Source organism: Phreatobacter stygius (assembly GCF_005144885.1).
GTDB classification, from domain to species: domain Bacteria; phylum Pseudomonadota; class Alphaproteobacteria; order Rhizobiales; family Phreatobacteraceae; genus Phreatobacter; species Phreatobacter stygius.
In genome coordinates, this window is record NZ_CP039690.1 from 3,456,294 (window position 1) to 3,479,040 (window position 22,747).

24 protein-coding genes and 1 tRNA gene are annotated in these 22,747 nt (G+C 65.1%); 5 read left to right on the plus strand and 20 right to left on the minus strand.

Annotated elements, in window-relative coordinates; genetic code table 11:
* Positions 1-45: 45 nt before the first annotated feature.
* The 3 genes from dnaA to rpsT all read right to left on the minus strand — a co-directional run bounded on the left by dnaA (position 46) and on the right by rpsT (position 3,056).
* The gene (gene dnaA, locus E8M01_RS16185) at positions 46-1,452 is read right to left on the minus strand and encodes a chromosomal replication initiator protein DnaA (RefSeq protein WP_425467739.1); all 1,407 of its coding nucleotides are present in this window, start codon (positions 1,450-1,452) and stop codon (positions 46-48) included.
* A 157-nt stretch (positions 1,453-1,609) separates the two neighbouring features.
* Complete coding sequence (locus tag E8M01_RS16190) at positions 1,610-1,990, minus strand: rhodanese-like domain-containing protein (protein ID WP_246088757.1); 381 nt, start codon at positions 1,988-1,990, stop codon at positions 1,610-1,612.
* 799 nt (positions 1,991-2,789) lie between these two features.
* Entirely contained in the window at positions 2,790-3,056 is a 267-nt protein-coding gene (gene rpsT, locus E8M01_RS16195; RefSeq protein ID WP_136961057.1) for a 30S ribosomal protein S20, read from the minus strand.
* A 213-nt stretch (positions 3,057-3,269) separates the two neighbouring features.
* On the opposite strand from rpsT, the gene E8M01_RS16200 reads away from it, so the two are divergent.
* From E8M01_RS16200 to E8M01_RS16220, 5 genes are all read left to right on the plus strand, one after another.
* Complete coding sequence (locus tag E8M01_RS16200; RefSeq protein ID WP_246088758.1) at positions 3,270-4,163, plus strand: DMT family transporter; 894 nt, start codon at positions 3,270-3,272, stop codon at positions 4,161-4,163.
* A 341-nt stretch (positions 4,164-4,504) separates the two neighbouring features.
* The gene (locus tag E8M01_RS16205; RefSeq protein WP_136961058.1) at positions 4,505-6,064 is read left to right on the plus strand and encodes a 2-isopropylmalate synthase; all 1,560 of its coding nucleotides are present in this window, start codon (positions 4,505-4,507) and stop codon (positions 6,062-6,064) included.
* 9 nt (positions 6,065-6,073) lie between these two features.
* Positions 6,074-6,991, plus strand: coding sequence for an ROK family protein (locus E8M01_RS16210; RefSeq protein WP_136961059.1), 918 nt, complete (start codon positions 6,074-6,076; stop codon positions 6,989-6,991).
* A gap of 156 nt (positions 6,992-7,147) precedes the next feature.
* Positions 7,148-7,223 (plus strand) — tRNA-Lys (locus tag E8M01_RS16215).
* Positions 7,224-7,559: 336 nt separating this feature from the next.
* Positions 7,560-8,516 (plus strand): LAPAL motif-containing putative phage structural protein, encoded by a 957-nt coding sequence (locus E8M01_RS16220; RefSeq protein WP_136961060.1) that lies wholly within the window; start codon positions 7,560-7,562, stop codon positions 8,514-8,516.
* 30 nt (positions 8,517-8,546) lie between these two features.
* On the opposite strand, the gene E8M01_RS16225 is transcribed toward E8M01_RS16220, so the two are convergent.
* The 17 genes from E8M01_RS16225 to E8M01_RS16305 form a co-directional block, all read right to left on the minus strand.
* Positions 8,547-9,281 carry a DNA-methyltransferase gene (locus E8M01_RS16225; protein WP_136961061.1) on the minus strand — a complete coding sequence of 245 codons (735 nt, stop codon included), beginning with the start codon at positions 9,279-9,281 and terminating at the stop codon, positions 8,547-8,549.
* On the minus strand, positions 9,212-9,451 hold the full coding sequence (locus E8M01_RS36000; protein ID WP_136961062.1) for a Com family DNA-binding transcriptional regulator: 240 nt from the start codon (positions 9,449-9,451) through the stop codon (positions 9,212-9,214). Before E8M01_RS36000 ends, E8M01_RS16225 begins: the two co-directional genes overlap by 70 nt.
* 163 nt (positions 9,452-9,614) lie before the next feature.
* The gene (locus E8M01_RS16235; protein WP_136961063.1) at positions 9,615-10,097 is read right to left on the minus strand and encodes a DUF4376 domain-containing protein; all 483 of its coding nucleotides are present in this window, start codon (positions 10,095-10,097) and stop codon (positions 9,615-9,617) included.
* Positions 10,097-11,248, minus strand: a complete 1,152-nt coding sequence (locus tag E8M01_RS16240) for a hypothetical protein (protein WP_170181921.1) — start codon at positions 11,246-11,248, stop codon at positions 10,097-10,099. The genes E8M01_RS16235 and E8M01_RS16240 overlap by 1 nt, the downstream gene beginning before the upstream one ends.
* The gene (locus E8M01_RS16245) at positions 11,182-12,150 is read right to left on the minus strand and encodes a phage tail-collar fiber domain-containing protein (RefSeq protein WP_136961065.1); all 969 of its coding nucleotides are present in this window, start codon (positions 12,148-12,150) and stop codon (positions 11,182-11,184) included. Before E8M01_RS16245 ends, E8M01_RS16240 begins: the two co-directional genes overlap by 67 nt.
* Before the next feature lies 1 nt (position 12,151).
* Positions 12,152-12,811: a phage tail protein I gene (locus E8M01_RS16250; RefSeq protein ID WP_170181922.1), complete on the minus strand. Its 660-nt coding sequence runs from the start codon at positions 12,809-12,811 to the stop codon at positions 12,152-12,154.
* Positions 12,808-13,686, minus strand: coding sequence for a baseplate J/gp47 family protein (locus E8M01_RS16255; protein WP_136961067.1), 879 nt, complete (start codon positions 13,684-13,686; stop codon positions 12,808-12,810). Before E8M01_RS16255 ends, E8M01_RS16250 begins: the two co-directional genes overlap by 4 nt.
* 246 nt (positions 13,687-13,932) lie before the next feature.
* On the minus strand, positions 13,933-14,376 hold the full coding sequence (locus E8M01_RS16260; protein WP_136961068.1) for a GPW/gp25 family protein: 444 nt from the start codon (positions 14,374-14,376) through the stop codon (positions 13,933-13,935).
* A gap of 53 nt (positions 14,377-14,429) precedes the next feature.
* Positions 14,430-14,930 (minus strand): phage baseplate assembly protein V, encoded by a 501-nt coding sequence (locus E8M01_RS16265; protein WP_136961069.1) that lies wholly within the window; start codon positions 14,928-14,930, stop codon positions 14,430-14,432.
* Complete coding sequence (locus E8M01_RS16270; RefSeq protein WP_136961070.1) at positions 14,920-15,921, minus strand: phage late control D family protein; 1,002 nt, start codon at positions 15,919-15,921, stop codon at positions 14,920-14,922. The genes E8M01_RS16265 and E8M01_RS16270 overlap by 11 nt, the downstream gene beginning before the upstream one ends.
* Positions 15,918-16,178: a tail protein X gene (locus E8M01_RS16275; protein WP_136961071.1), complete on the minus strand. Its 261-nt coding sequence runs from the start codon at positions 16,176-16,178 to the stop codon at positions 15,918-15,920. Before E8M01_RS16275 ends, E8M01_RS16270 begins: the two co-directional genes overlap by 4 nt.
* A gap of 1 nt (position 16,179) precedes the next feature.
* A complete protein-coding gene (locus E8M01_RS16280) occupies positions 16,180-16,662 on the minus strand; it encodes a phage tail protein (RefSeq protein ID WP_136961072.1) in 483 nt (160 codons plus the stop codon).
* 1 nt (position 16,663) lies between these two features.
* A complete protein-coding gene (locus tag E8M01_RS16285; protein WP_136961073.1) occupies positions 16,664-20,080 on the minus strand; it encodes a phage tail tape measure protein in 3,417 nt (1,138 codons plus the stop codon).
* Positions 20,081-20,253: 173 nt separating this feature from the next.
* A complete protein-coding gene (locus tag E8M01_RS16290) occupies positions 20,254-20,565 on the minus strand; it encodes a hypothetical protein (protein ID WP_136961074.1) in 312 nt (103 codons plus the stop codon).
* A 50-nt stretch (positions 20,566-20,615) separates the two neighbouring features.
* Complete coding sequence (locus tag E8M01_RS16295) at positions 20,616-21,137, minus strand: phage major tail tube protein (protein WP_136961075.1); 522 nt, start codon at positions 21,135-21,137, stop codon at positions 20,616-20,618.
* Between the two features lie 19 nt (positions 21,138-21,156).
* The gene (locus E8M01_RS16300) at positions 21,157-22,467 is read right to left on the minus strand and encodes a phage tail sheath protein (protein WP_136961076.1); all 1,311 of its coding nucleotides are present in this window, start codon (positions 22,465-22,467) and stop codon (positions 21,157-21,159) included.
* A complete protein-coding gene (locus E8M01_RS16305; RefSeq protein WP_136961077.1) occupies positions 22,460-22,744 on the minus strand; it encodes a hypothetical protein in 285 nt (94 codons plus the stop codon). The genes E8M01_RS16300 and E8M01_RS16305 overlap by 8 nt, the downstream gene beginning before the upstream one ends.
* Positions 22,745-22,747: the final 3 nt, after the last annotated feature.

Below are 22,747 nucleotides of genomic sequence, written 5' to 3' on the forward strand. Positions count from 1 at the left end.
AGCGGTCGCGGGTGATCCACCCGCGACGCAACATGGCTTTCGGGCTCAGTCGTTGAGCCGGCGCTTCAAGACTTCCACTTCTTCGTTGAGCGCCGGATCCTGGCCGACCAGGCCTTCGATCTTGCGCACGGCGTGCAGTACGGTGGTGTGGTCGCGCCCGCCGAAGCGGCGGCCGATCTCCGGCAAAGACCGGAGCGTCATGGTCTTGGCCAGATACATGGCGATCTGACGCGGGCGGACCACGGTGGCGGTGCGCCGCGACGACAGGATGTCGGAGCGGCTGACATTGTAGTGCTGCGCGACGATCTTCTGGATTTCCTCGATCTTGACCCGGCGCGGCTCGGCGACCCGGACGAGGTCGCGGATCGACCGTTCCGCCATCTCGATCGTCACCGGCTGGTTGGTCAGCCGGTTGGAGGCGAGCAGGCGATTGAACGCGCCGTCGAGGTCGCGGCCGTTCTGGGTCACATGTTTGGCGACATAACCGAGCACGGCAAGGGGCACGTCGAAACCCTGGTGCTGGGCCCTGGCCTGGTTCAGCTTCTGCTTGAGGATGTCGAGCCGGAGGTTCTCGTCGAGCCCGCCGATTTCGACCGTCAGGCCGCCGGCCAGCCGCGAACGGACCCGCTCGTCCAGGTTCTCCAGGTCCGACGGCGGCCGGTCGCCGGCCACCACGACCTGCCGGCCGGCATCGATCAGAGCATTCAGCGTATGGCAGAATTCGGCCTGGGTCTGCTTGCCCTGCAGGAACTGCAGATCGTCGATGATCAAAAGGTCGATATTGCGCAGCGCCTCCTTGAAGGCGATCGCCGTCTGGTTCTTCAGCGAAGCGACGAAGCCGAAGGTGAACTTTTCGGCGGTGAGATAGAGAATGCGCCGGCCGGCGGCCTGGGCGGTTCCGGCAATGGCCTGCAACAGGTGGGTCTTGCCGAGGCCGACGCCGGCATGGATGTAGAGCGGATTGAACAGCACGCTGTCGGTGGTGCGCGACTGGGCGACCTGAAGCGCCGCGGCGCGGGCGAGCGTATTGGACCGGCCCTGCACGAAGCTGTCGAAGGTCAGGCGCGGATCGAGCGGTGAGCCGCCGAGCGCGTCGCTATGGCCATTGATGACGGGAGCCTGGTCGGGCGTGCGGGCGCCGGACTGGATGATCGGGCGGACGCTTTCGGGGGCGGCCTTCGGTTTCAACGGCACACGGTTGGTGACCGCCGAGCGCACCATCATGTCGATACGGATCGGCTGCGCGGCCTCCTCGCTCCAGCGCGCGATGATGCGGTCGCGATAATGATTGTCGATCCAGCTCTTCAGAAAGCGGGTCGGCACCGACAGGCGCACGGCGTCGTCTGCGGCATGATCGATCTCGATGCTCTTGAACCAGCTGTTGAACACGTCCTCGCCGAACTCGGCACGCAGGCGCCGGCGCACCCTTTCCCAAACTGCGCCCGCACGCATGGCGTCGCTCATGGTCTCGGTCTTGTCTTCGGTCAGGTCACGGACAAGTTCGGGGGTGGCGAACACGAGATTCTCCATCGTCGGTATGCGGCAATTAGCAGGGCGAAACGCGGTGATCCTGGTCGAGGATCGGAACGGCAAGAAAGGCGCTAGGCAATCAAGTTTGGATCCAGGGCAATCCGTCGACCTTCCACCCCGCCACACGGCCACGGTGACCGTCGGCGTCGGGAGGGCCTTCAAAGCCACCGGCCACATTGAAACAGCTGACATGGCCGGCATTGGTCATGGCGATGGCGGCAGCCTTCGAACGAACGCCCGACCGGCAGATGAAATAGAGTGGCGCATCCTTGCCGACGCCGCGTTCGGCCAAAACCGCATCCAGCTTGGCGGCGAAATCGGCGTCGATCTTCATGGCCGGAAACACCTGCCATTCGCTGCGGATCGGCTCCTTGCCCGCAGCCTTCAGGTCGGGCAGGCCGACATAGGCCCACTCGGCGGTCGTGCGCACGTCGACGAGCTGGGCCGATGCATCCTGCACCAGCGTTTCCAGGCAAGCCCGCGGCGTTACGTCCCCGGCATATCCGGCATCATTCAAAGACGACATGTGACCCCCATGCGAACGTCATTGCGCCCGCATGCCTCATTCCAAATGGTTCATTCTTGTTCAGGAGATCGATCGCCGCTTAGTCTTGACGCCGCTGCAGCAACCGAACCACGAAGTCTCAACAATTTTTCTAAAGTTTTACCTGGATTATTTTACCCTCGAAGAGGGACAAACTTTCCGGCCCCATCCTTCGATGGGCTGTTACTTCAGATGTTTCGTGAAACTCGAAGTGGCCCCCCCGAGTGCTTTGAACGATACACAGCGCCCCCGGCCTGGGCAACGGATTTCAATTAAGAAATGGTAAATGGCGCGGCCTTGACAGGCTACGCGTTTTCGGCACGCGATGAGCCGGCTTTCAACCCACTGACGAATCGTTGAAATCCGAATCCCGACAAGGTCGACTTGGACGCGGGCGAGACAAAAATTCGCTTCGAACAGAGGTTTTGGGATACCTCCGGGCCGATCGTTGCGGATGCGATACAAACTGTCCCCTCTGCAATCAATTGATATTGCTTACTTTTTTCTGAGAGATCTTGAGCCGGATCACGGTCCCCTGGTTTCGCTTGAAACCAAAAATTTAGGTTGCATTGCTTCTCTCAATGCTGTGGCAAGGCCGCAACGGCTCCCTTACGGAACCCTCTTCTGTGGCGCTCGGCCGGGTGCGGCGCACAACAAAAACCCGGCCGCGAGGCCGGGTTATGTATGTCCTGCAATGGTTGCAGAGAATGAAGCGTCAGGCGCCGATCTTGGCGATCTGATGAGCCAGGCGCGAGACCTTACGTGAAGCGGTATTCTTGTGAAGAACACCCTTCTGGGCCGCGCGCATGATCTCCGGTTCAGCCGCCCTCAGGGCGGCCGTCGCGGCGGTCTTGTCGCCGCTGGCGATCGCCTCGTCGAGCTTGCGCAGGAACGTGCGCATGCGCGAGCGGCGCGACTGGTTCACTGCGGTGCGCCGTGCGATGACACGGACGGCCTTCTTGGCAGAAGCGGTGTTGGCCATGGGTTTCCTGTCCCGGTGGCTGGCGTCGACGGAGTCGCCGCCCGAAGAAAATGAGAGCGGCGGCACGAGGCCGCCACGGAGGGCGGTCTATACGCAAGAGGGTCCCGGTCGTCAACTGCAAACGGGCCGGCCCTGCGAAAATCGCGGGGGACCGGGGGCTGCCGCGCCATTAGAACAAGGGCCCCGGCCTTACCCAGGCGCATTCGAGACCCGATGGCCCAGTCGTCTCCCCGCAATTTTGGCATGGTCGTCTTCTGGATGGCCGGCTCGCTCCTGTCCTTCTGTGCGGTGGCCATCTCCGTGCGAGAGCTCAGTGCCAGACTGACCGTGTTCGAGATCCTGGCACTGCGCAATATCGGCGGCCTGGTCATTCTCGGCGTCATGGCGCTGGTCGCCCATGACCCCGGCATGCGCCTGAAGCCGGCCAAGCCGTGGATCCATATCCTGCGCAACGGTCCACATTTCGCTGGCCAGGGGCTCTGGGCCTATGGCCTGACGGTGCTGCCGCTGACCACGGTGTTCGCCATCGAGTTCACCACGCCGGCCTGGGTCGCGGTCTTCGCGGTCATCTTCCTTGGCGAGCGGATGAACGCCTCGCGCCTGGTCGCGCTGATCCTCGGCTTTCTCGGTGTCCTGGTGATCCTCAGGCCCGGCATGGACAGTTTCCGCCCCGAGGCGCTGCTGGTGGCCGCCGCCGCGGTCTGTTTCGGCATCCAGATCACCACCACCAAGTTTCTCACCGGCTCGAATTCGACCTGGACCATCCTGTTCTGGATGAACCTGATGCAATTGCCGCTGAATCTCGCCGCCGACGTGGCGATCGGCCAGCCGCTGTTCTTCCTGACCAAGCTCGACCCCGGTCTCTGGCTGCCGGTCGCCGGTATCTGCGTCTGCGGCCTGACCGCGCACTATTGCCTGACCAACGCCTTCCGTCATGGCGACGCCATTGTCGTCATACCGATCGACTTTCTGCGCGTGCCGCTGATCGGGCTGATCGGCTGGCTGATCTATGCCGAGCAGCCCGAGCTTGCCGTCCTGATCGGCGCGGCCGTCGTCGTCACCGGCGTTCTCATCAATATCTACGCTGAATCGCGCGCACGCACGTGAGGCCCGGGTGATCCAGGTGGCGGCCGGATCGCGCAGCGCCATTGCCTTGCCCCTTGCATCGGTCCCCCGGATCGGTTACGCAGGACATCAACTGCGGCACGGGCCGCATCTGTCGAGGGTGATTTTCGTGCCGATCGCGCGTGCTCAAGCACCGGTCCGCATTCGCGCATTCTGCGCCACCCCCTCGCTTTCGCTCCTTCTGCTTATCTGCCCCTGAGCACCGACAGGGCCATCAGGCCTTGGCGCTCAGGGGAAAATCGCCGCACCCGAACCATCGGGCCCGCGATGTCTTGCGCCTGCGGGCGCAGCCGCCGGCCAAGCCGCTGAGAAGGACCAAAGCCATGACGACGTCACCCAAGGACCGCGTCTTGATCTTCGACACGACGCTGCGCGACGGCGAGCAGTGTCCCGGCGCCACCATGACGCTGGACGAGAAGCTGCAGGTCGCCGACCTGCTCGACGAGATGGGCGTCGACATCATCGAGGCCGGATTTCCGATCGCCTCGAACGGCGATTTCGAAGCCGTCCAGGCGATCGCCGGGCGGATCAAGAATGCCACCGTCGCAGGCCTTGCCCGTGCCGGCATGGCCGATATCGACCGGGCGGGCGAAGCGGTGCGTCACGCCGTGAGGCCGCGCATCCACACCTTCCTGTCGACCTCGCCCGTGCATATGAAGCACAAGCTGCAAAAGGAGCCGGATCAGGTCCTGGAGATGGTCATCGCCTCGGTGGCGCGCGCCCGCAACCATGTCGGCGATGTCGAGTGGTCGGCCGAGGACGGCACCCGCACCGAGCACGACTTCTTGTGCCGTTGCGTCGAGGCGGCGATCAAGGCCGGTGCCACCACCATCAACATCCCCGACACGGTCGGCTATACCGCGCCGCACGAATACAAGGCGCTGTTCGAGATGGTCCGCGCGCGCGTGCCGAATTCCGACAAGGCGGTGTTCTCGGTGCATTGCCACAACGACCTCGGCATGGCCGTGGCCAATTCGCTCGCCGGCGTCGAAGGTGGCGCCCGCCAGATCGAATGCACCATCAACGGCATTGGCGAGCGGGCCGGCAATGCCGCGCTCGAGGAAATCGTCATGGCGATCAAGACGCGCAATGACATCTTCCGCTACGACTGCGGCATCGAGAGCAAATTGCTCACCCGCGCCTCCAAGCTGGTCGCCACCGTCACCTCCTTTCCGGTGCAATACAACAAGGCGATCGTCGGCCGGAACGCCTTTGCCCATGAGAGCGGCATCCACCAGGACGGCATGCTGAAGAACACCCAGACCTACGAGATCATGACGCCCGCCTCGGTCGGCGTGAAATCGACCTCGCTGGTGATGGGCAAACATTCCGGCCGCAATGCCTTCAAGGACAAGCTGAAGCACCTCGGCTACAGCCTGTCCGACAACCAGCTGGAGGATGCCTTCGTCCGCTTCAAGGATCTCGCCGACCGCAAGAAGGTGATCTATGACGAGGATATCGAGGCGCTGGTCGACGAGAAGCTGGCCAATTCCCAAGATCGCATGAAGGTCATGTCGCTGCTGGTCGTGGCCGGCACGATGGGGCCGCAGGCGGCGACCCTGACACTCGATCTCGACGGCGTGCATCGTACGGTGCAGGCGACCGGCAACGGCCCGGTCGACGCGGTGTTTAATGCCATCAAGGCGATCGTGCCGCACGAGGCCATCCTGGAGCTCTACCAGGTTCATGCGGTGACCGCCGGCACCGATGCCCAGGCCGAGGTCTCGGTCCGCCTGCAGACCGACGGCCAGAGCTTCACCGGCAAGGGCGCCGATCCGGACACCCTGGTCTCCTCGGCCAAGGCCTATCTTTCGGCGCTCAACAAGGTGATCGCCAAGCAGGAGCGGCTGCACCCGCAGCGCGCCATCGAAGCCGCGGAATAAGCGGCTCCGATGCGCATCGGCATCGACCTCGGCGGCACCAAGATCGAGATCCTCGCCCTTGACGATCAGGGCCGGGAGCTCGTCCGTCGTCGCGTGCCGACGCCCAGGGACGACTATGGCGCGATCCTTGGCGCCATCGTCGGCCTGGTCGAGGGGGTCGAGGCCGAACTCGATCAAACCGGCACGGTCGGCGTCGGCATTCCCGGCGCCGTGTCGCCGACGAGCGGTCTGGTCAAGAACGCCAATTCCGTGGTGCTGATCGGCAAGCCGCTCGACAAGGATCTCGCCGCCATGCTCGGCCGCGAGGTGCGGCTGGAGAACGACGCCAATTGTTTCGCCCTGTCGGAAGCCGTCGACGGTGCCGGCCGCGACGCCCATGTCGTGTTCGGCGTCATTCTCGGCACCGGCGTCGGTGCGGGCATCTCGATCGGCCGCCAGATCCTGCGCGGCCGCCATCTGATCGCCGGCGAATGGGGGCACAATCCCTTGCCCTGGCCGTCGGTTGAAGAAGTGGTCAACGCGCCGTCCTGCTATTGCGGCCGGCGCGGCTGCATCGAGACCTGGCTGTCGGGTCCCGGGTTTGCCGCCGACTTCACCCGCGCCACCGGCCGCAGGCTTACCGCGAGCGAGATCATTGCCGAGGCCGTCCGGGAGGGCGAGCCGCATGGCCAGGCAGCCGGCCAAGCCTATTGGCGTTATGTCGACCGGCTCGGCCGGGCGCTCGCCCATATCATCAACATCCTCGACCCCGACATCATTCTGCTCGGCGGCGGCATGGGCAATGTCGACAGGCTCTATGCCGATCTCGGCCAGGCGATGCGCGCGCATGTCTTCTCCGATGCCGTGGCGACACCGGTCGCCAAGCCGCTCCATGGCGATTCCTCGGGCGTGCGCGGCGCCGCCTGGCTCTGGCCGCCGGCATCTTGAGGCGGGATCCGGCGTCGCCGGTGGCCATGTCGGCGGGGTGCGGCCATGGCACGATCCGTGCGGCGCGTGAAAATTCCTCGGCGCCGTTCTGGACATGCGTATTCGTCTCTGCTAGTCACCGCGCTCCCGCGACGGTGTCGGCCGTGGCGGGCGGATGGGTGATTAGCTCAGTTGGTAGAGCAGCTGACTCTTAATCAGCGGGTCGAAGGTTCGAATCCTTCATCACCCACCACTTAACCCTTTGATCGAATTGCTGTTCTCGAGGGTTTTCGCAAAAGGCAGACGGAATCGCCGACGACACTTGGTTAAGTCGGACGGACGGTTTTCGGCCACGACCTGCTCGTCCCGCCCATTGCCGGGCTTAAGGTTGTAGCGCGCCGCGATATTTCGGACAGTTCGACGGGACATTCTGGACACCGGCGCGCGCCGGCGTTCTGCAGTAGCGCGGGCGCTGGCGCTCGTCATGGTTTGGCCAACCTTCTCCCGCCTTTGACCTCACGACCATTCAACGAGCGATAACCATATCGTCACGTTTGGATCGCCATATAGGCTCGATCCGGAGCACCTAATGAGCAAGACGAGCTTCACGATTGCCTTTGATGGCCCAGCCCTCAAGGAAGGGCGGATGGATGTCCGGCAGCTAGCGCCCGCGCTCCTTGCGTTCGGGCGAGTGGTCGAAACTGCAAACCGAGCACTCAACGGTCCAGACAATCCCGTTAAGGTCGAAGCAGTCGCCACGAAGATCGGCTCGTTCGAGGTCCTGATTGACGTCGTGCTTCCTTACTGGGAGCAACTGCGCGGCTTGCTAATTTCGCAGGACGTCGACGGGGCCCTCAAGCTTGTGCAGGCCTTAGGGCTCGTCGGGTCGGCCGGTGGCGGCCTCATTTTTCTGCTTCGAAGACTCAAGGGGCGGCCGATCACGAGCGCCTCCCGGACAAGCGATGGCAATGTGACCATACGGTTTCCAGGTGACGACGGCGGCGAGACCAGCTTGGTAGTCCCCGCAGAAGTCCTTCGTGTCTATCAAGAGTTTGCCGTGCAGCGGGAACTCAAGGTTCTCCTGGACACCCTTGCCTCTGAGGACGTGGATACAATCACCTTCATTCCTCGCGACAAGAAGAAGGACGAGGAGGCCCCAGCTCCCGTTCAGTTGACAAAGGCTGATCGCGCAATCGTTCAACCCATCGAACCACCATCCGAAACCGTGGTCGAAACTACCCAGCGAATGGCGCTGTCGATCCGCTCGCTGGCCTTCACAGAAGGAAACAAGTGGCGGTTGTTCGATGGTCAAAACGTGATCACTGCAACAATCGACGACAAGGGATTTCTCGATCAGGTCGACCGGAGTTTGGCTCGGTTTGCGAAGGGAGACGTTTTGATCTGTCAAGTTCGGACGGTCCAGAAGCAGACGCCCGAAGGGTTGAAGACCGAGCATACCGTCCTTCAGGTCATCGAACACCGCCCCGCGCCAACTCAGATGGCGATCGCGTTCGACCCCCCATCGTCAGACGAAAAAAATGGGTGACCCCTAAACTGGGGTGTTCTCGCAGCGGCCTCACGGTGGGCCGCATTGCGTCTCCTCGATCCTTCGACAGGCGATCTCGAAATAGGTCGGGTCAACTTCGATACCGACATAGGGAATGCCGCGGGCCGCGCAGGCGACGCCCACGGTCCCGGACCCCATGAACGGATCGAGGACCGGCCCCTTCATGATCGTCATCAGCCCGTCCATCAGCTCGACAGGCTTGCCGGCGATATGGTGCTTCACTTTCGGCACCGGCTCCCGGATGACACCAGGCGCGGTGGCGCCGACCAGAGGCCTGGGGCCGTTGGTCCCCCAGACCGCGAATTCGGTCTGGTTGCGGTAGCGGCCGAGCTGGGGCCTGGAGCGTTCGGTCTTGTCCCAGGTGACGATGCCGCGCCAGACCCAGCCGGCGCATTGAAGGGCGTCAGAGGTCACCGGGACCTGACGCCAATCGCTGAACGCCGCGATCATGCCTCCTGGTGCAACGAGGTCGCGGGCGCGGCCCATCCAGAGCGTCGACCACGCGAGATAGGACCGCTGGTCGCGGGTGTCGCCCTGGAATTCGGGGTAGAGGCCGCGGTGCTCGCTCGACTGGTACTTGGCGCTGGTGGCCTGCGCCTTGTCGCGCACATTGCCGCCCGAGGAATAAGGCGGGTCCGTCAGGACATCACCGATCGAGCCCGGCGCCAGAGTGGTCAAGACTTCGAGGGCATCGCCCCGATAGAGGGTGGCCGATCCGATGGATCGGATTTCGAACCGCGACATGCGGCGTCTCCTGCTGGACGCTCTGCATGGCGTTCGGGTGCGGGCTCTGATGGCCTCAGGCTGTTGAGGGTGCCGCACCGGCGGCACTTGATGTCCACGCGGCCGGACAGCGCGCGAGGCGCCATTCTGAGCAGCAGGGCGCTGCATGAGCCGCATCTAATGTTCTCCACTTGTTCCGCTCGGCCGAATCATCCACCTCGACCTGGCCGACTTCGGCGCGCGGGGTGGCGGTAAGAGCTTCTGACGCTTCACGGGACTGGCTTGCCGGCTTTGCCCGTGGTTCGGGATGTTGACGCATCCCGGCCCCCGTTGCGGCGGAGGCTGCCGGCCAGATCAGCCGTTGCTCGGCCAGGCCGCCGCGTCGATCTGTTCGATGGTGGTGATCTCGCCAGCCGCAATGCCCTCGGCAACTGCCCGCTGGACCGAGAACGCGGATTGCACATGTTTGCCGACGACCCGGCCGATGGCGATCATCTCGGCCGATGTCAGTGTGATGAACCCGTTCAGGCCGCTGAAGTCGATGACGTCTGCGGGAAATTCCTTGGCGACCGCCACGGCGCCATTGACCATGCCCTGGCTCCCACGATCGGTCGCGATCCGCCGGCCGGCGATAGTGACGCCGCCCGTTTCGACCTGATAGCGGCGCGCGGCGGCATAGGCGTTCAGATCGGGCGTCGGTGCCGCATCGCCAACGTCGATCGGGCTGCCGTCCGGCATCGGCACGATGGTGACGTCCTCGCTATAGGCCGAGGCCGGGACCTCCTGGCTGTCGGAATGATGAGCGATGACGTGCCCGGATTTGACATAGACCTGCATCAGTACACCCCGTTGTAGCCGTTGCGATTGCCCAGCGTGTTGGCCGCCGGTGAGAGCGTGCCGAGCCCGGTGCAGCTCTGCAGGGCGGTGTTGCCGCTATCCGTGACGACGCTGTCGCCGTTGACGTTGGACGCGAACACGCCACTCAGGATCTGGACCATCGAATGGCCATTGGCGATGCCCCAGCTCCCGTTGTTGCTGATCGTCGGCGTACCGAGATTGATGGTCGAGCGCCGAACGTCGACGCCGACCCCGCCGTTCTGCCTGATGATCGATCCGGCACCGGCGTTGACCACCCCCGCATCGGCAGCGGTCAGGCCGATCCCCCCGTTGCCGCGAGAGATGATGCCATTGGCCAGCGTGCCGTCGACCAGCGAGCCGGACGTCGCCCGAACGCCGGCGCCGCCATTGCCATAGGCATACAAGTTCGCCGAGAAATCGACGGCGCCGCCGGCCGCCGAGACCAAGCCCTCGGCGCAGGCGACGACATAGATCCGGTTGGAGATCGCGACGATCGACGAGCGCACCAGAATGCCAGCGCCGCCGAAGCCAATGACCGCAACCCGGCCCATGCTGATTGAGCTATTGGCGATCTGCAGCCCTCGACCGCCCGTCGAGGATGGCGCGGTCGATCCGTCCCCGGCTATGAGCACCTGGTCGAGCAAGCCGAGCGGGCCGACCAAGGAGATGCCAGCGCCGCCGGTGAAGCGCAACTCGGTCGCAAATCGCGCGCGCAGCATGGTCAGATTGGTGAGCGCATCGGCGGCGCGGGCCGCCGGCGAACTGCCGGTCACCGCGAAATCAGCGTCGCCGGGTAGCGCCCCGGTCATGTTCGCACCAATGATACGCACACGGCCTAAATCGGGGTGAGACATTCCGATGGCGGCCGACGAGGTGAATTGGCCGGCTGCCAGTTGCAGCGTCACTTGGCCCGTGCTTGTGATCCGGCGGCGCGAGAGCCATGCAAAGGCGGTTTGCAAGTCCGCGAAATCGGCCCCGGCGCCATAGACGATCCGCGTAATGGCCGTGTTGATCGCCAGCGGATCGGCGCCGGACACCACGCGGACCGCCGCGCCGTCATAGATTATCTCCAACAACTGACCCGGCGCCCATGCGTTCGCCCCGATCGATGAGCCATCCGCCCAGACCATGGTCTTGGCGCCCAGCCATTGACGCTGATTGTTGGATCGCTCGCGGTGTTCGCCACCGCCGTGAGGAAGCGTAGATGCGCGCCAACCAGATCAGCCCACGTGGCCGGAGCTGGGTCCAGGGTGGCCGTCAGCGCATTCGGCGTGCCGGCTGCACTGAAAAAATTGCCCGCTTGCCGCTGGATGACCTGTGTAAGGCCCGCGACCCAACCGGTCGCGGTGCGCTCCAAATATCGTCCCCCTTCGAACCGGCCCTTACTGTTGTCGACAACCACGAAGCCGGCCGGAACATCGGCGGAGACCCAAAGGCTGCTGTCCCATTGGACGAGACGACCGACAAGGCCAGCCCAAGCGCCCGTCGCGCCCGCCGGAACAACATGAGTTTGCCCCAGCGCCGGATTGGCTGGTGGCGATGTTAGGCCGGCGCTCTCGACCACCGTGAAGCCGGCGCGCAGCATGCGGAAGATCGAGATGGCCGCCTCCGGCTGAACCTGCACCGTGACCTGGGCGGTCTCGGAAACCGGAAAGACGATGTCAGTGGTCAGCTCGACAGCGGCACCCTGTGCCGGGGAGCGTTTCTCGACCAAGACGTGCCGCGCTATCGCGATCATGTCGCCGGCCGCGTCGAAGACGCCGATTTCACGAATGTCGAACGGACCTGCCGCGGCCGGGATAAGGGCTGTGATCCGCCAGTGGTTCGGGTTCACCGGGTCACGGCCCTGCGAGACGATGGCATAGGCACTGCCAACTCGGCGGATGAGGTCGGTCATCCCGGGAACGGGCGTGATCGGCACGCCGTTGCCGTCGCCGACCCGAACCGTCGTCAAGTTGAGTGCCGCGCCGCCGATCGCCGCTGCGATCTTGGTCTGGCCGACCGTCGTGACGACGCCGATGAACTCGTTCATGTCAGGAGACCTTCGGTTGGATGCGCAAGCGGCTGGCCATCGCCACGCCGACAAAGACGGGCGGCCGGGCAGCGAGCGTGGTGATGGGTTCGGTCGACGGCCGGATGGCAATGCGGCTCACGGTCGCCGCGCCGATATAGAGAGGGACGTCGCAATCCGCGGACACACGGATGGTGATGTCCTGGCTGTACCGCTTGGTCGCATCGATCATGCGACCGATGGCGCGCTGCAGACGAGCAGTGATGGCACGGCCCTCAGCCTCGAACACCTCATCATCGACTGCGATCGAGATGACATGCGTTCCGATTGCCGCCTGAGGCGTCTCCTGGAACCACTGCCGCCAGCGGGTCACGCGCACACCCAGCAAGCCAAGGCCCGCAATGACGCTGTCGACGTAGCCCTTACGCGCGTGAAGCGCGAACGAGCCCTTGAGCACGCGACGGATCACGGCGTCCGTCATGCCCGGCTCCACCATGTCCTCGATCGATAGCTCGCGGACCAGGAAAGGCAGGACGCTGGCGTCGACCGTGTCTATGCGCTCGGTCAGAAGAACCCGGAAATCCGGGGCCTCCAAGGCAAGAGCCAGGACTTCGCCAAAGGCTCGGCCGCGCTCATCCGAAACCGATGGCGGGACGATGCTTCTGTCGACGCGACCGGTCACGACAGATCCATCACGTTGATGGTCAACGATGTCGCCACCAGAAATTCATTGCGTGCGAGCCGCTGGAACGGCATGGCCGATACCTCGGCGTCGACCACACCCCGCAGCTTGCGGATTGCCGCCTCGACCTCTGACGGCGCGATGATGGAACCCAGGCTTTGGCGCCAGCGATCTAGGACACCGGTGGCTGCAGCCAGCGCGTCGGCCTGGATGGTGGATGCCGCTCTTCGCACTCTGACGGTGACCACCGGTGCACTGGTGACGGCGATCGGCGGCTTGACGCTCACGTCGTCGCCGAACCGGATGTCGAGGGCGGAAGCTGTGTTGAACGTGGCGGCGACCTGATCGCGCAGGTCGACGCCCGCCGCTCCGGTCGCCGTCAACGGGTAGATTTCGATGAAGCAGGGACTGGGCCTGATGATCGCCACGTCGATGATTGCTGACGAAACGCCCATGGTCGTTTCCCGGTACCAGGCCCAGGAACCGCCGGTCGAAATCCGCTCGTAGGCGTTAGCCAGCCGCAGGCGGTAAAGCTCGATGTCCTCGATGTCGGCGCCGCCGCTGCTCTCGGTGATGTTGGTGACGGCGACACCCCCGACCGGATCAAGGATGCTGGTGAGTTGACCGGGCAGAAAACCGTTGCCGGCAGTGCCCTCTTCAAGCGCCTCGGCGGTCACGGTGGCCGAGCTGGCGCCGATCGCGATCGAGGCGGGCGCGAGGGTCGCGAAGACGATCTGCCCCCGGCCGCGACGCGCGTTCCGGCCGGCACGAACACCGTCTCCGGTCGGGCCTCGGAAATGGAGAACCGCAAGGTGACGCGCGCCTTTGCCGCCGGCAACCGGGGCGTCGACCGGTTCGGTCCGAGGGCCTCCAATCCGGCGGCCGAAGCCTTGGCGACCAGGTGCTGCTCGGCGGTGAGCTGCGCCTCCTCGCCGAGCACGCTCATGGCGTAGGCGAGCGCTTCAATGAGAAGCATCTCGACTTGCATCGGGTAGAGCGTCCGGCCCGATGCCTCCTCGAACCACGCGACATAGCGCGCCTTCAGGATCGCGGGGTCGCGCGTGAACAGCTCCGGCATGGCGACGGCCGCCAGCGTGTCCAGACTGTACGGGCCGGCATCATCACGACGCATTGGAGGGCCCGACGTTGGTCGACACGCCCGGCCGACGTTCTTCCGGGAGCACGATTACGGTGCGGCGGATCTCGCCTGCCACGTCCGAGCGCAGACGCCAAAACACCGGGTAACGCCAATGCTCGAAATCCTCACGCGTGATGGTCACGCGATCGACGATGACGCGCGGCTCCCAGATGGTGATCGCGTCCCAGATCTCACGGGTGATGTAGGGGATCGCATAGTCCGGCCGGCGGTCCACGTAGGGCATCAGCCGGGTGCATTTCTCCGGCTGCAGCGGGACCGAACCCTTTTCCGTCAAGACGATCGTGTTGATGGACTGCTCGATGTCGTCCAGGCCGGTGACGATCTCGCCCAGGGCCGGCGCCTGGCGGCCGATGCGTGGCTGCCAGTGATGATAGGGGATCGAGCGGCGGTCGACGGGCGCGGGCATGGACCTGTCTTGCCCCGACAGGCCCGGCGCCATGAGGTGACACAGTCACCCGCTCAGACGGCGCGCACCTTGGTCGCCGAACCGACAGCCGCGTCACCGCCGCTGTCCTGGTCACCTTTGCGGTGGAGAAGCTGCCCGCCTTCGCCTCCGAGGTCAACCTCGCCTTCGAGGATGATCTTCGCCGCCTTGATCCGGACCGTGCCCGCCGACTGGATCGACATGGCGCCGCTCGCCTTGTTGATCTCGATATCGATGCCGGCATATTTCAGCTTGATGAGGCCGCCGTCCGTGGTCGGCGGTGTGTCGACCTCGGAATAGCGCGAGCCGAGGATGATGCCGTCCTCGCCGCGGCCGTCCTGCAGTGTGTTGACCTGGCTGCCGATGTCGGGGGCCGAGTAGACCTTGCCGCCGCCGGCATTCGGCGTGTTCCAGTAGTACCAGCCGGATGTGCGTTCGTCTTCGTCGTCGAACCGCACGCGCGACCGTCCGCGCGCGTTGTCGTTTTCGACGATGACACCCCGCTTGAAGGAGGCATTGCCCAGATCAGACACCATTGACCTCGATATTGGTGGTGTAGCCGGACCGGGTGATGTGGTGGCGGCTCTGCTTGATGACGTATTTCCCCGCCCATTTGCCGAAGGTCTGGCCGAGCGCAATGTTCTGGCCAGCGAGGAGGTACGGATTGCCGACGAAGACCAGATTGCCAGTCAGTTTCTTTAGGTTCTCGCGCTGAAGGCTCGACCTCGCCCGCTGACGCGCCTGGCCCTCGTTCTCGGACCGTTCGTCGATGCGCAGGGTATCGCCGTTGCGGACGGACTGGTCCTGAACCTCGACATTGATATGTCGCCGCTGGTTGCCTTCGTAATAGCTCGCGCGCGCGCGCGAATAGGTCCGATGCGATCCCTTCTTCAGGTCGGCCGTGATCAGGTTTGGATCGCTGACCTCGATCGTCAGCACGCTCGCCCGGCCATGCACCTCGTCGCGGCGCGAGAACACAAGCTGGTTGCCCTTGACCGTGAAATAGGCGCCAAACTCCTCGGCCGAGCGGGAGAGGAATTCGAGATCCCGCTCGCGTCGCTGATCACGCCGTTCGAACTGGACGTCGGGCGGGTTGCCGACCACCGTCAGCCCATGCTCGCTGGCGATCTTCTGGGCGATCTGGCGGAGCGACTGGTTTTCGTATCCGCGCGTGCGGCGAGTTCGAAGGGAGCGTGTGATCGGTGCCGAGACGCCGCGCATGGAGAACGTGTCGCCGCTCCGACTGATTTTGGCGCTGGGCTCGTCCAGCTCGAACGAGCCGGCCGGCACTAGCAGAGCCGGCTTGTAGCCGATCCAGAGCTGTGCCTTGTCGCCGTGCTCTGGACACCAGGGGCCGCGCCACCAGCCGTCCTTGTCGTGGACCTCAACCTCAATCTCGTCGGCCTTGCCGTGGACGTGATCCGTGTAGGTGCAGGAGATGAGTTGCGGTGCCAGTTCCGACGAAACGTCGATGCCCTTGATCAACAGCTTGAACAGTGGCTCGGCAGGCTGCGGCAGAGGGATCATGCGGCATCCCCGCGCTTCCAGGGCGGCAGAAGGTCCGTCGCGATCGGGTCGGGATCTAACACCGGGATCCGTAGCGCCTGGCCGTCCGGCAGCACAGTCGGGACCGGCGAAGCTACTCCGCCCGAGGTGGCGCCGACGAACAGGTGCTGGTTCTCGCGGATTATCGGGCCGAAGCGATTGGCATCGCCGTAGTAGCGATAGGCGAGATGGTCCCAGCGCTCGGCCGGGCCGGTGACATGCTCGATCCAGCCGGCCATGTCAGCGCCTCACAAGCGGGTTTAACGCCGAGGCGACCGTGGACGTCAGCGCGGTCGCCGCGCCTCGGGCGACCTGGCCGAGGAACGACAACAGGCTTGGCATCGGAACCTCCTTCATCTTGAGTGAGATCCGAAACCGGACCGGCCGGCCGAATGGCGTCGTCTTGAGCGTCTGGACATCCATCTCTTCAATGATCCAGCGGATCCCGTCGAAGGCGCCGTCGCCGCCGACGAACGGCAGCGGCATGCGGGCGGCGAAGGCCATCTCCAGCCGGGCCAGCTCGGCCTGGGGCTCGCAGAACGTCTCGTCGAAGAAGAACTCGAGCGCCTTGGTGTCCAGTTCGTCGCCCATGTCCTGGACGACCGGTTTGCCGCGCGCGACCTTGTGCTCCGGCAACGTGGCCTTGGACGTTTCCTTGGCCGACGTCGGCCCGGTCCAAACGGCGTTGCCGATGCGGATGTCGCCGAGCAGGGCGAAGATCATGTCAATGCTCCGTGCGTTCGCGTCGCGACATCTCGGATCGGATCGCTTCGGCCAGCTCGTGGCCGATCGAGGGCAACGCGGCGCGGAGCTGCGCCACGAAGTCGGCCGAGGACGAGCCCGCGAAGTTCGGGCTCAGCGTCAGGCTGACCGAGATCGGACCGGTGGAACCGCCCGCTTGCGATTGCCCCGCCCGGCCGGCTTCGGCCGGCGCCTGCGCGAAGGTCGGCGCCGTCGAGCCGGCCATCGCTGGCGCGGCAACGGTGGCTGGGATCGCGGCGGCTAAGCCGGCGGCCATGGCGCGCGCAGCCATGATGGCACGCGGACTACCGGCATCGATCGCCCCCGCCAGGGTCTGGCCGAACTGGACGCGGTCGAGGTCGGAGAGCGGGCCGGTCTTGGCCGGCGAATGCGGCAGATGATCGCGGATCTGTTGCACGGTCTGACGCGCTGCTGCAACGGCCGAGCCGGCGCCCGCCCGGATGCCGGTGGCCAGCGTCTCCATCATGGCGACGCCGTGGGAATGGAAGTTGGCGGCCGACAAGGTGGAGCCCGCGGCCGTCACGGCGGCCTGCGCGGCGGTGGGGATGGCCTGGACCATGGCCTGTACCTCGGCCGCTTTGGCCCCAACGGTTGCGACGGAGGTCAGCGCCTGCTGCAGCGTCTGGGCGGCGGCGGTCGCCTCCTGAATGCCGGCCGTCGTCGCGGCCGTGGGATTGCCGGCCGGCGCGGCGCCGTTGACCGCCGCCTGGACGGATTGGGCCGCCGCCGCAGCTTCGCCGCCAGCGCCGGAGAACCAGGCGCGCCAGTTCGGCATTTTCGGGACGATGTCCGACCAGTTCCAGGCTGGGAGAACGTCGCGCCAGGAGAAGTTGAACCAGCTCCGCCAGTCGATCGTCGGGATGATGTTGGACCATTCGAAGCCGGGGATCAGCTCCAGCCAGCGGATCGGCAGGATCCACGACGCCCAATTGAGGACCGTCATCAGGGTCGACCAGTTGAGCGGAGGCAGCGCGGCCCAGACCGTCGACGCTGCCGACGAGAGCGCGCCGGTCAGGCCCGACCAGGCGGAGACCGCCGCCCCCTTGGCCGCCTCGATCGCGCTGGAGACGATGCCGGTGAGGCCCGACCAGACGGATTGCAGACCGCTCATCGCCGCCTGAGCGATGGCGACCGGGGCGTTGACGAACACGTCGGTGAGACCCGCCTTGATGACCGCCCCGAGCTGCGCCAGCACACTGGAGATCCATCCGACAACGCCCGACCAGGCCGATTGCAGACCTGAGAGCATGGAAGCCCATGCGCCGGCCAGCATCGGGCCGATGCGATCCCAGTTCCGGTAAATCAGGTAGGCGCCTGCCGCGATAGCCACGATGCCGGCGAGGATCCAGCCAACCGGGGTCGCCATGATCGCGGCGCCGAGCATCAAGAACCCGCGCGCGGCGAGCATGAGCCCGCTCAGGACCCATGGACCGGCTGCCGCGATCATCCGAAATGCGGGCGTGATGCCGGTGAGCCAGCCGGCCAGGCGCAGGACCCACAGACCGAGCGCGGCGATCCTGCCGCCGAGCAGGGCGAGGGCTGCAGCCCAGCCGCCGGCGGCGGCAATGCCGCCGGCCATGCCGGACGCGAGGCCGGCGAACAATCCGATAACCAGACGAGCCGGCGCCAGAATGAACCACAGCACGCGGGCAATCGGCCCCAGTGCCCAAAGCAGCGTGAACAGTCCACGGCTCACCACCGCGGAGACGACACCCAGCGCGGCCATCACGACAAGAAACGTCGTGACAGCAATCGCTGCGCTGCCGAGCGTTCTGGTCAATTCCGGATTGGCCTCGGCCCAACTCCTTATCGCCCAGACCAGTTCAATGACCTGCTGAGCCTTTGCAGCAGTGACCGGCGCAAAAATCTGGCCAATCGAAACGCCGAGCTCGGAAAAGGCCACGGTGACAGCTCGGACCTGCTCAACGCCCAAGCCAAGGCGGATGGCGAAATCTCGCACGACAGTATCTTGGGCGCCCAAGGCCTTCCGTCGAATTTCTTCGAACTCGGCCCATTTCGCCATCAGCGCACCTATGGCGGCCTGCGCCTGGACATCGCCGAACACTTCCGGGATGCGACTGAGATCACCGTTCGTCAGTTTCCGCATGTTCTCGACGATCGCATCGATCGGCCGTCCAGCCGCTTGGGCAGCCTGCATTACCGCCTTGATGTCGATGCCGATGGCCTCGAATGCCTTCACCGCTCGATCGGACGTGATCTTGTTGATGACATCCCTGAGGCCAGCGGTGGTGGTCTCGGCATTCTTGGTCTGGCCTTGAATGACCTGGAGCGCCGCCGAAATATCGGCCACTGCACCAACGCCGGTTTGACCGAGCCTCGCGTAGAGCGACAGAAGCCGCGGCATATACTGAGCCATCTGACGCAGCTCGAATTGTCCGTCCTTGCCGGACTGCGTCATTATGTCGAGCGCCTTCTGGATATCGGCCGGCGCGACCTTCGCATTGTTGATCAACGTGACGACCGTGTCGGAGAGATCCGCGATCGAGGCCTTCGTTGCCAAGGCCGCCCGCGCGATGGCGGGAAGCGTTTCTTCGGCCATGCGAACGTCGAGCGCACCCGACACCATGACATCCATGGCCTTGAGCAAGTCGACGGAACTCATATTCAGGCCGCGAGCCTGAGCTCGGATCCTGGCGCCAAGTTGCTGAAGTCTGCTGCCGGCGAGCTCGGCCTTCAGACCCACGTCCGTCAACACATCCTCGTATGTGTTGAACTGCGATACCGCCTTGGCGATCGGCGCGGCGACGGCAGCGGCCGTCCCGGCGGCGCCTATGAGATTGCTCTGTGCTTCGGCTTGGCGCTGACCGGCGCGCTCGCGGCCGCGGGCGATGGCCTCCTGGACGGGCGCGCTGTTGTAATTCTGGGCGATTTGGCCAAGCCGACCAGGAGCCGCCGCGCGAGGTGGGCTTGTCGGGGGCGGTGCAGCGGGAATGGACGACGTGGGCCGGAACCCGCCCATCATGTTGCGCTGTCGCGCGACCGAGCGACTGGCCGCCGTCACGGCCTCTGCCTGGGCTTGCACCTCGGCGGTGGCTCGGCGCGTGGCGGTCGCCTGGGCTGATGTCGCGGAGCTGGTGCGCTCGATCGCGCGGGAGGCGCTGGTCTGGGCGGCGGCCTGGACATTGGCCTGGACTGTGGCGTCGCGCGAGGCGGCGAGGCCTTCCACGGTCGCCGCCGTGGTGCGGTCGACCGCCCGTTCGATGACGCGCTGGCTCGCCCGCTGCGCTTTGGCTGTGCGTGCGGCATCGCGGGTCGCGGCGGCCTGGTCGGCGGAGGATGCGCCGCGGGCGGCGGCGCGCACGTTGTTGATGACGCGCGTCGCCTTGTCGATCGCCTCCAGGATCAGCTCGACGCGCACTTGAGACCTCTGCCGCTATCGGGGAGGCTTCGAGGCAGCCGCCCGTTCCTTCCAGGCCTTCTCTTGCTCACCGAACCAGAACATGAAGGTGCGTGCGGGCATGGCCATCAGCTCGCCGTAAGCCCAGCCGTCATTGACCATGGCGATGACGGCGCCAGGGCTCGGCCAGGCGGTCAGTTCAAAGGGCCGACGTCACCGTCCTCATCACCGTCCTCGTCATCGCCGAGGAGCACGCCGGTGAGTTGAAGATAGTCCTTGCCCCGAACTCTCTCGCGGATTTCGCCCATCGTGAGCCTCTTGCCGTCGAAGGTTGCGACCTGCTGAGCGAGGTAGAGAGCGAACATTCCGGAGTTCTTTGCCGCCGCCTTCTGGGCGGCAATGACGGCCTCGGTCGGAAAGTCCTGATCGTAGATCATGACGATCTTCGAACGCTTGAGGGTGACGGTCTTCGGCGCGCGCATGGGCTGTTCGGTCTTGTCGGCCATGAGGTCTCCAGGTGGGTGCAACTGTGGGGAGTAGCGTCTGCCAGTCGTCGTCAGTAGGCCGGCCAGACGTCGGCGCCGTTGACGCGGTTGATGTTCTCGAACGGCGCGTATTCGCGGATGAACTGGTCGGTTTCCGTCGATTTGACGACCAGACGGATCACCGAGCACTCAAGTTCACGACCGATGGCATCGTCGCCCATCTTGAACGCGTCCATGGCCTCTTCCGCAAAGAGCAGGTGCGTCGTGGTGATGATGCGATAGCCGTCGGCCGCGACCAGGCCGCCCTGGTCGAAGATGTCGACGAACTTCTCGAACTGGAATGGGACGGCGCGGTTGGGCAGCGCCGTCTTCATCATCATCTCCGTTTCGAGCCAGGAGAACTTGATCTTGGCGTCGATCGGCTCCATGGCCCGGCCGGGCAGCTTGACCTTGCCGACCATGCCGAGCGCCTCGTGGGTGACGCGCTCGTAGCCGACCTTGTCCAGTTCGAATTCCTTGATCCGGCCGACCAGCCGATTGCCTTCGACATAGACATCGGCATTGGTGGTCTGACCGATCTTGATCTCGCGCATGGCGGTGTCCCCTCAGGCGTCAGGAGGTGGCGCCGCCGAGCCCGAGGGCTGAGCGGACAAGGGAGAGGTCGATGTAGTTCTCGACCGTGATGCGGTGCTGGATGCCGACCGGCGCACCGTCGATCCGGTACCAGAAGCGGCCCTCGCCGAGGATTTCCTCGGCGGTGTTCTTCGACCGATCGAAGCGGAACCGGCCGCCATAAAGCCAACCGTCCCGTTCCTTGCGGTTGAGGTACTGCTGGATCTGGTCTTCGATGTACTCGATGCGCTGCGGGGTGCCGCGTCGATCGACGTGCGGCATGAGGTAGAACAAGATCGCCTCATGGAGCACGTCGTACATGGCGCGCACGTGCAGCCAGCGGGTGACCTGGCCCTGGCCGGTCGCACCTTGGGTCGAGGCGTGCGCGCCCCAGGTCACGATGCCGGAGCCGAACTGGCCCATATTGGCGGTGGCGATGCCAACCTCGTTGAGGAAGTTCGTGTCCGAGGAATAATCGCCGGGGAAGAACGCGAGCGGGATCTCGGTGCCGGAGACGTCGGGCATCGCCCGGTTGGACGGCGAGGCGGCCGGGCCGCCGTCGTTGTCGCCCTCCTCGCGGTTCACGACCTCGTTCCACACCCCCGCGAAATGCTGACTGAGCGGCTGCAGCGACTGATCGGCGGTGACGGCGTCGAGCGCCTTGACGTGCGGCGCGCAGTAGACCAGCCGATCGTCGCTCGCCTGGTAGTCCTGGGCGACACCGCGCTTGGCCACGATGCCTTGCTTGGTGAGGCCCGGCGGCAGATCGGCGATGGCATGCGCCTTGATCTTGTTCGCCACCGCCAGCATCTTCTGGCGGACGCCGAGCGTGGTCGAAAACCCGGGAGCAATGAGCCGGCGCGCGAAGTAGCCGAACTTCCCGTAGGTGTACATGGCGGCTTCCAGGCCCTTCGGCACGCCGGCAACCGTCAACTCGCCGATGATGTCGGCCGGCAGAACCTTGGTCGGATCGGGCGCCGCGGCTTCCTTGTGCACGTCCGGGTCGAAGACGTTGCGCACGATGATCGTGCCGACACCTTGGCCGCGATCCTTGTTGAAGATCGCATGCAACGCCGAGGGAATGGTATAGCCGGCGCCGGCCGAGAAGGCGCCGAAGGCAGCGACGGCGTCTTCCTTCTTGCGGACGATGATGTCCGTATTGATGTAGCCGGCGCGGGCCTCGGGGGTTGCGTGCGGCACATGGACCGGCGCGGTGCCGATCAGATAGAGGGTCGCGGCCTTGACGTCGCGGACGACGGTGCCGGCCTCGAAGCGCTCGATGACTTCGGGGCCATGGTGATACTCAGCCATCGGTGGGCTCCTGCTTCGAGGTTTTGGGGGTGCGACGGGGGCTGGGTTCCTCCGACGCCTCGGCCGGCACGGCGATCGGCTGCGGCGCGGTCTCGACCAGCAGCTTGAACGCCACCAGCGACTGGACCTGGAACAGGTCGTCGGGCAGAGGTGTCGGGATCACCCCACCGGCCACCAGGTGCCCGGAGAACAGGGGCGCGACACCCTCGGCGATCTCGGCCGGCCAGATGTCGAGGGTGGTCGGCGGGCCGTGCCAGACATAGGATTTCAGCGCCATGAA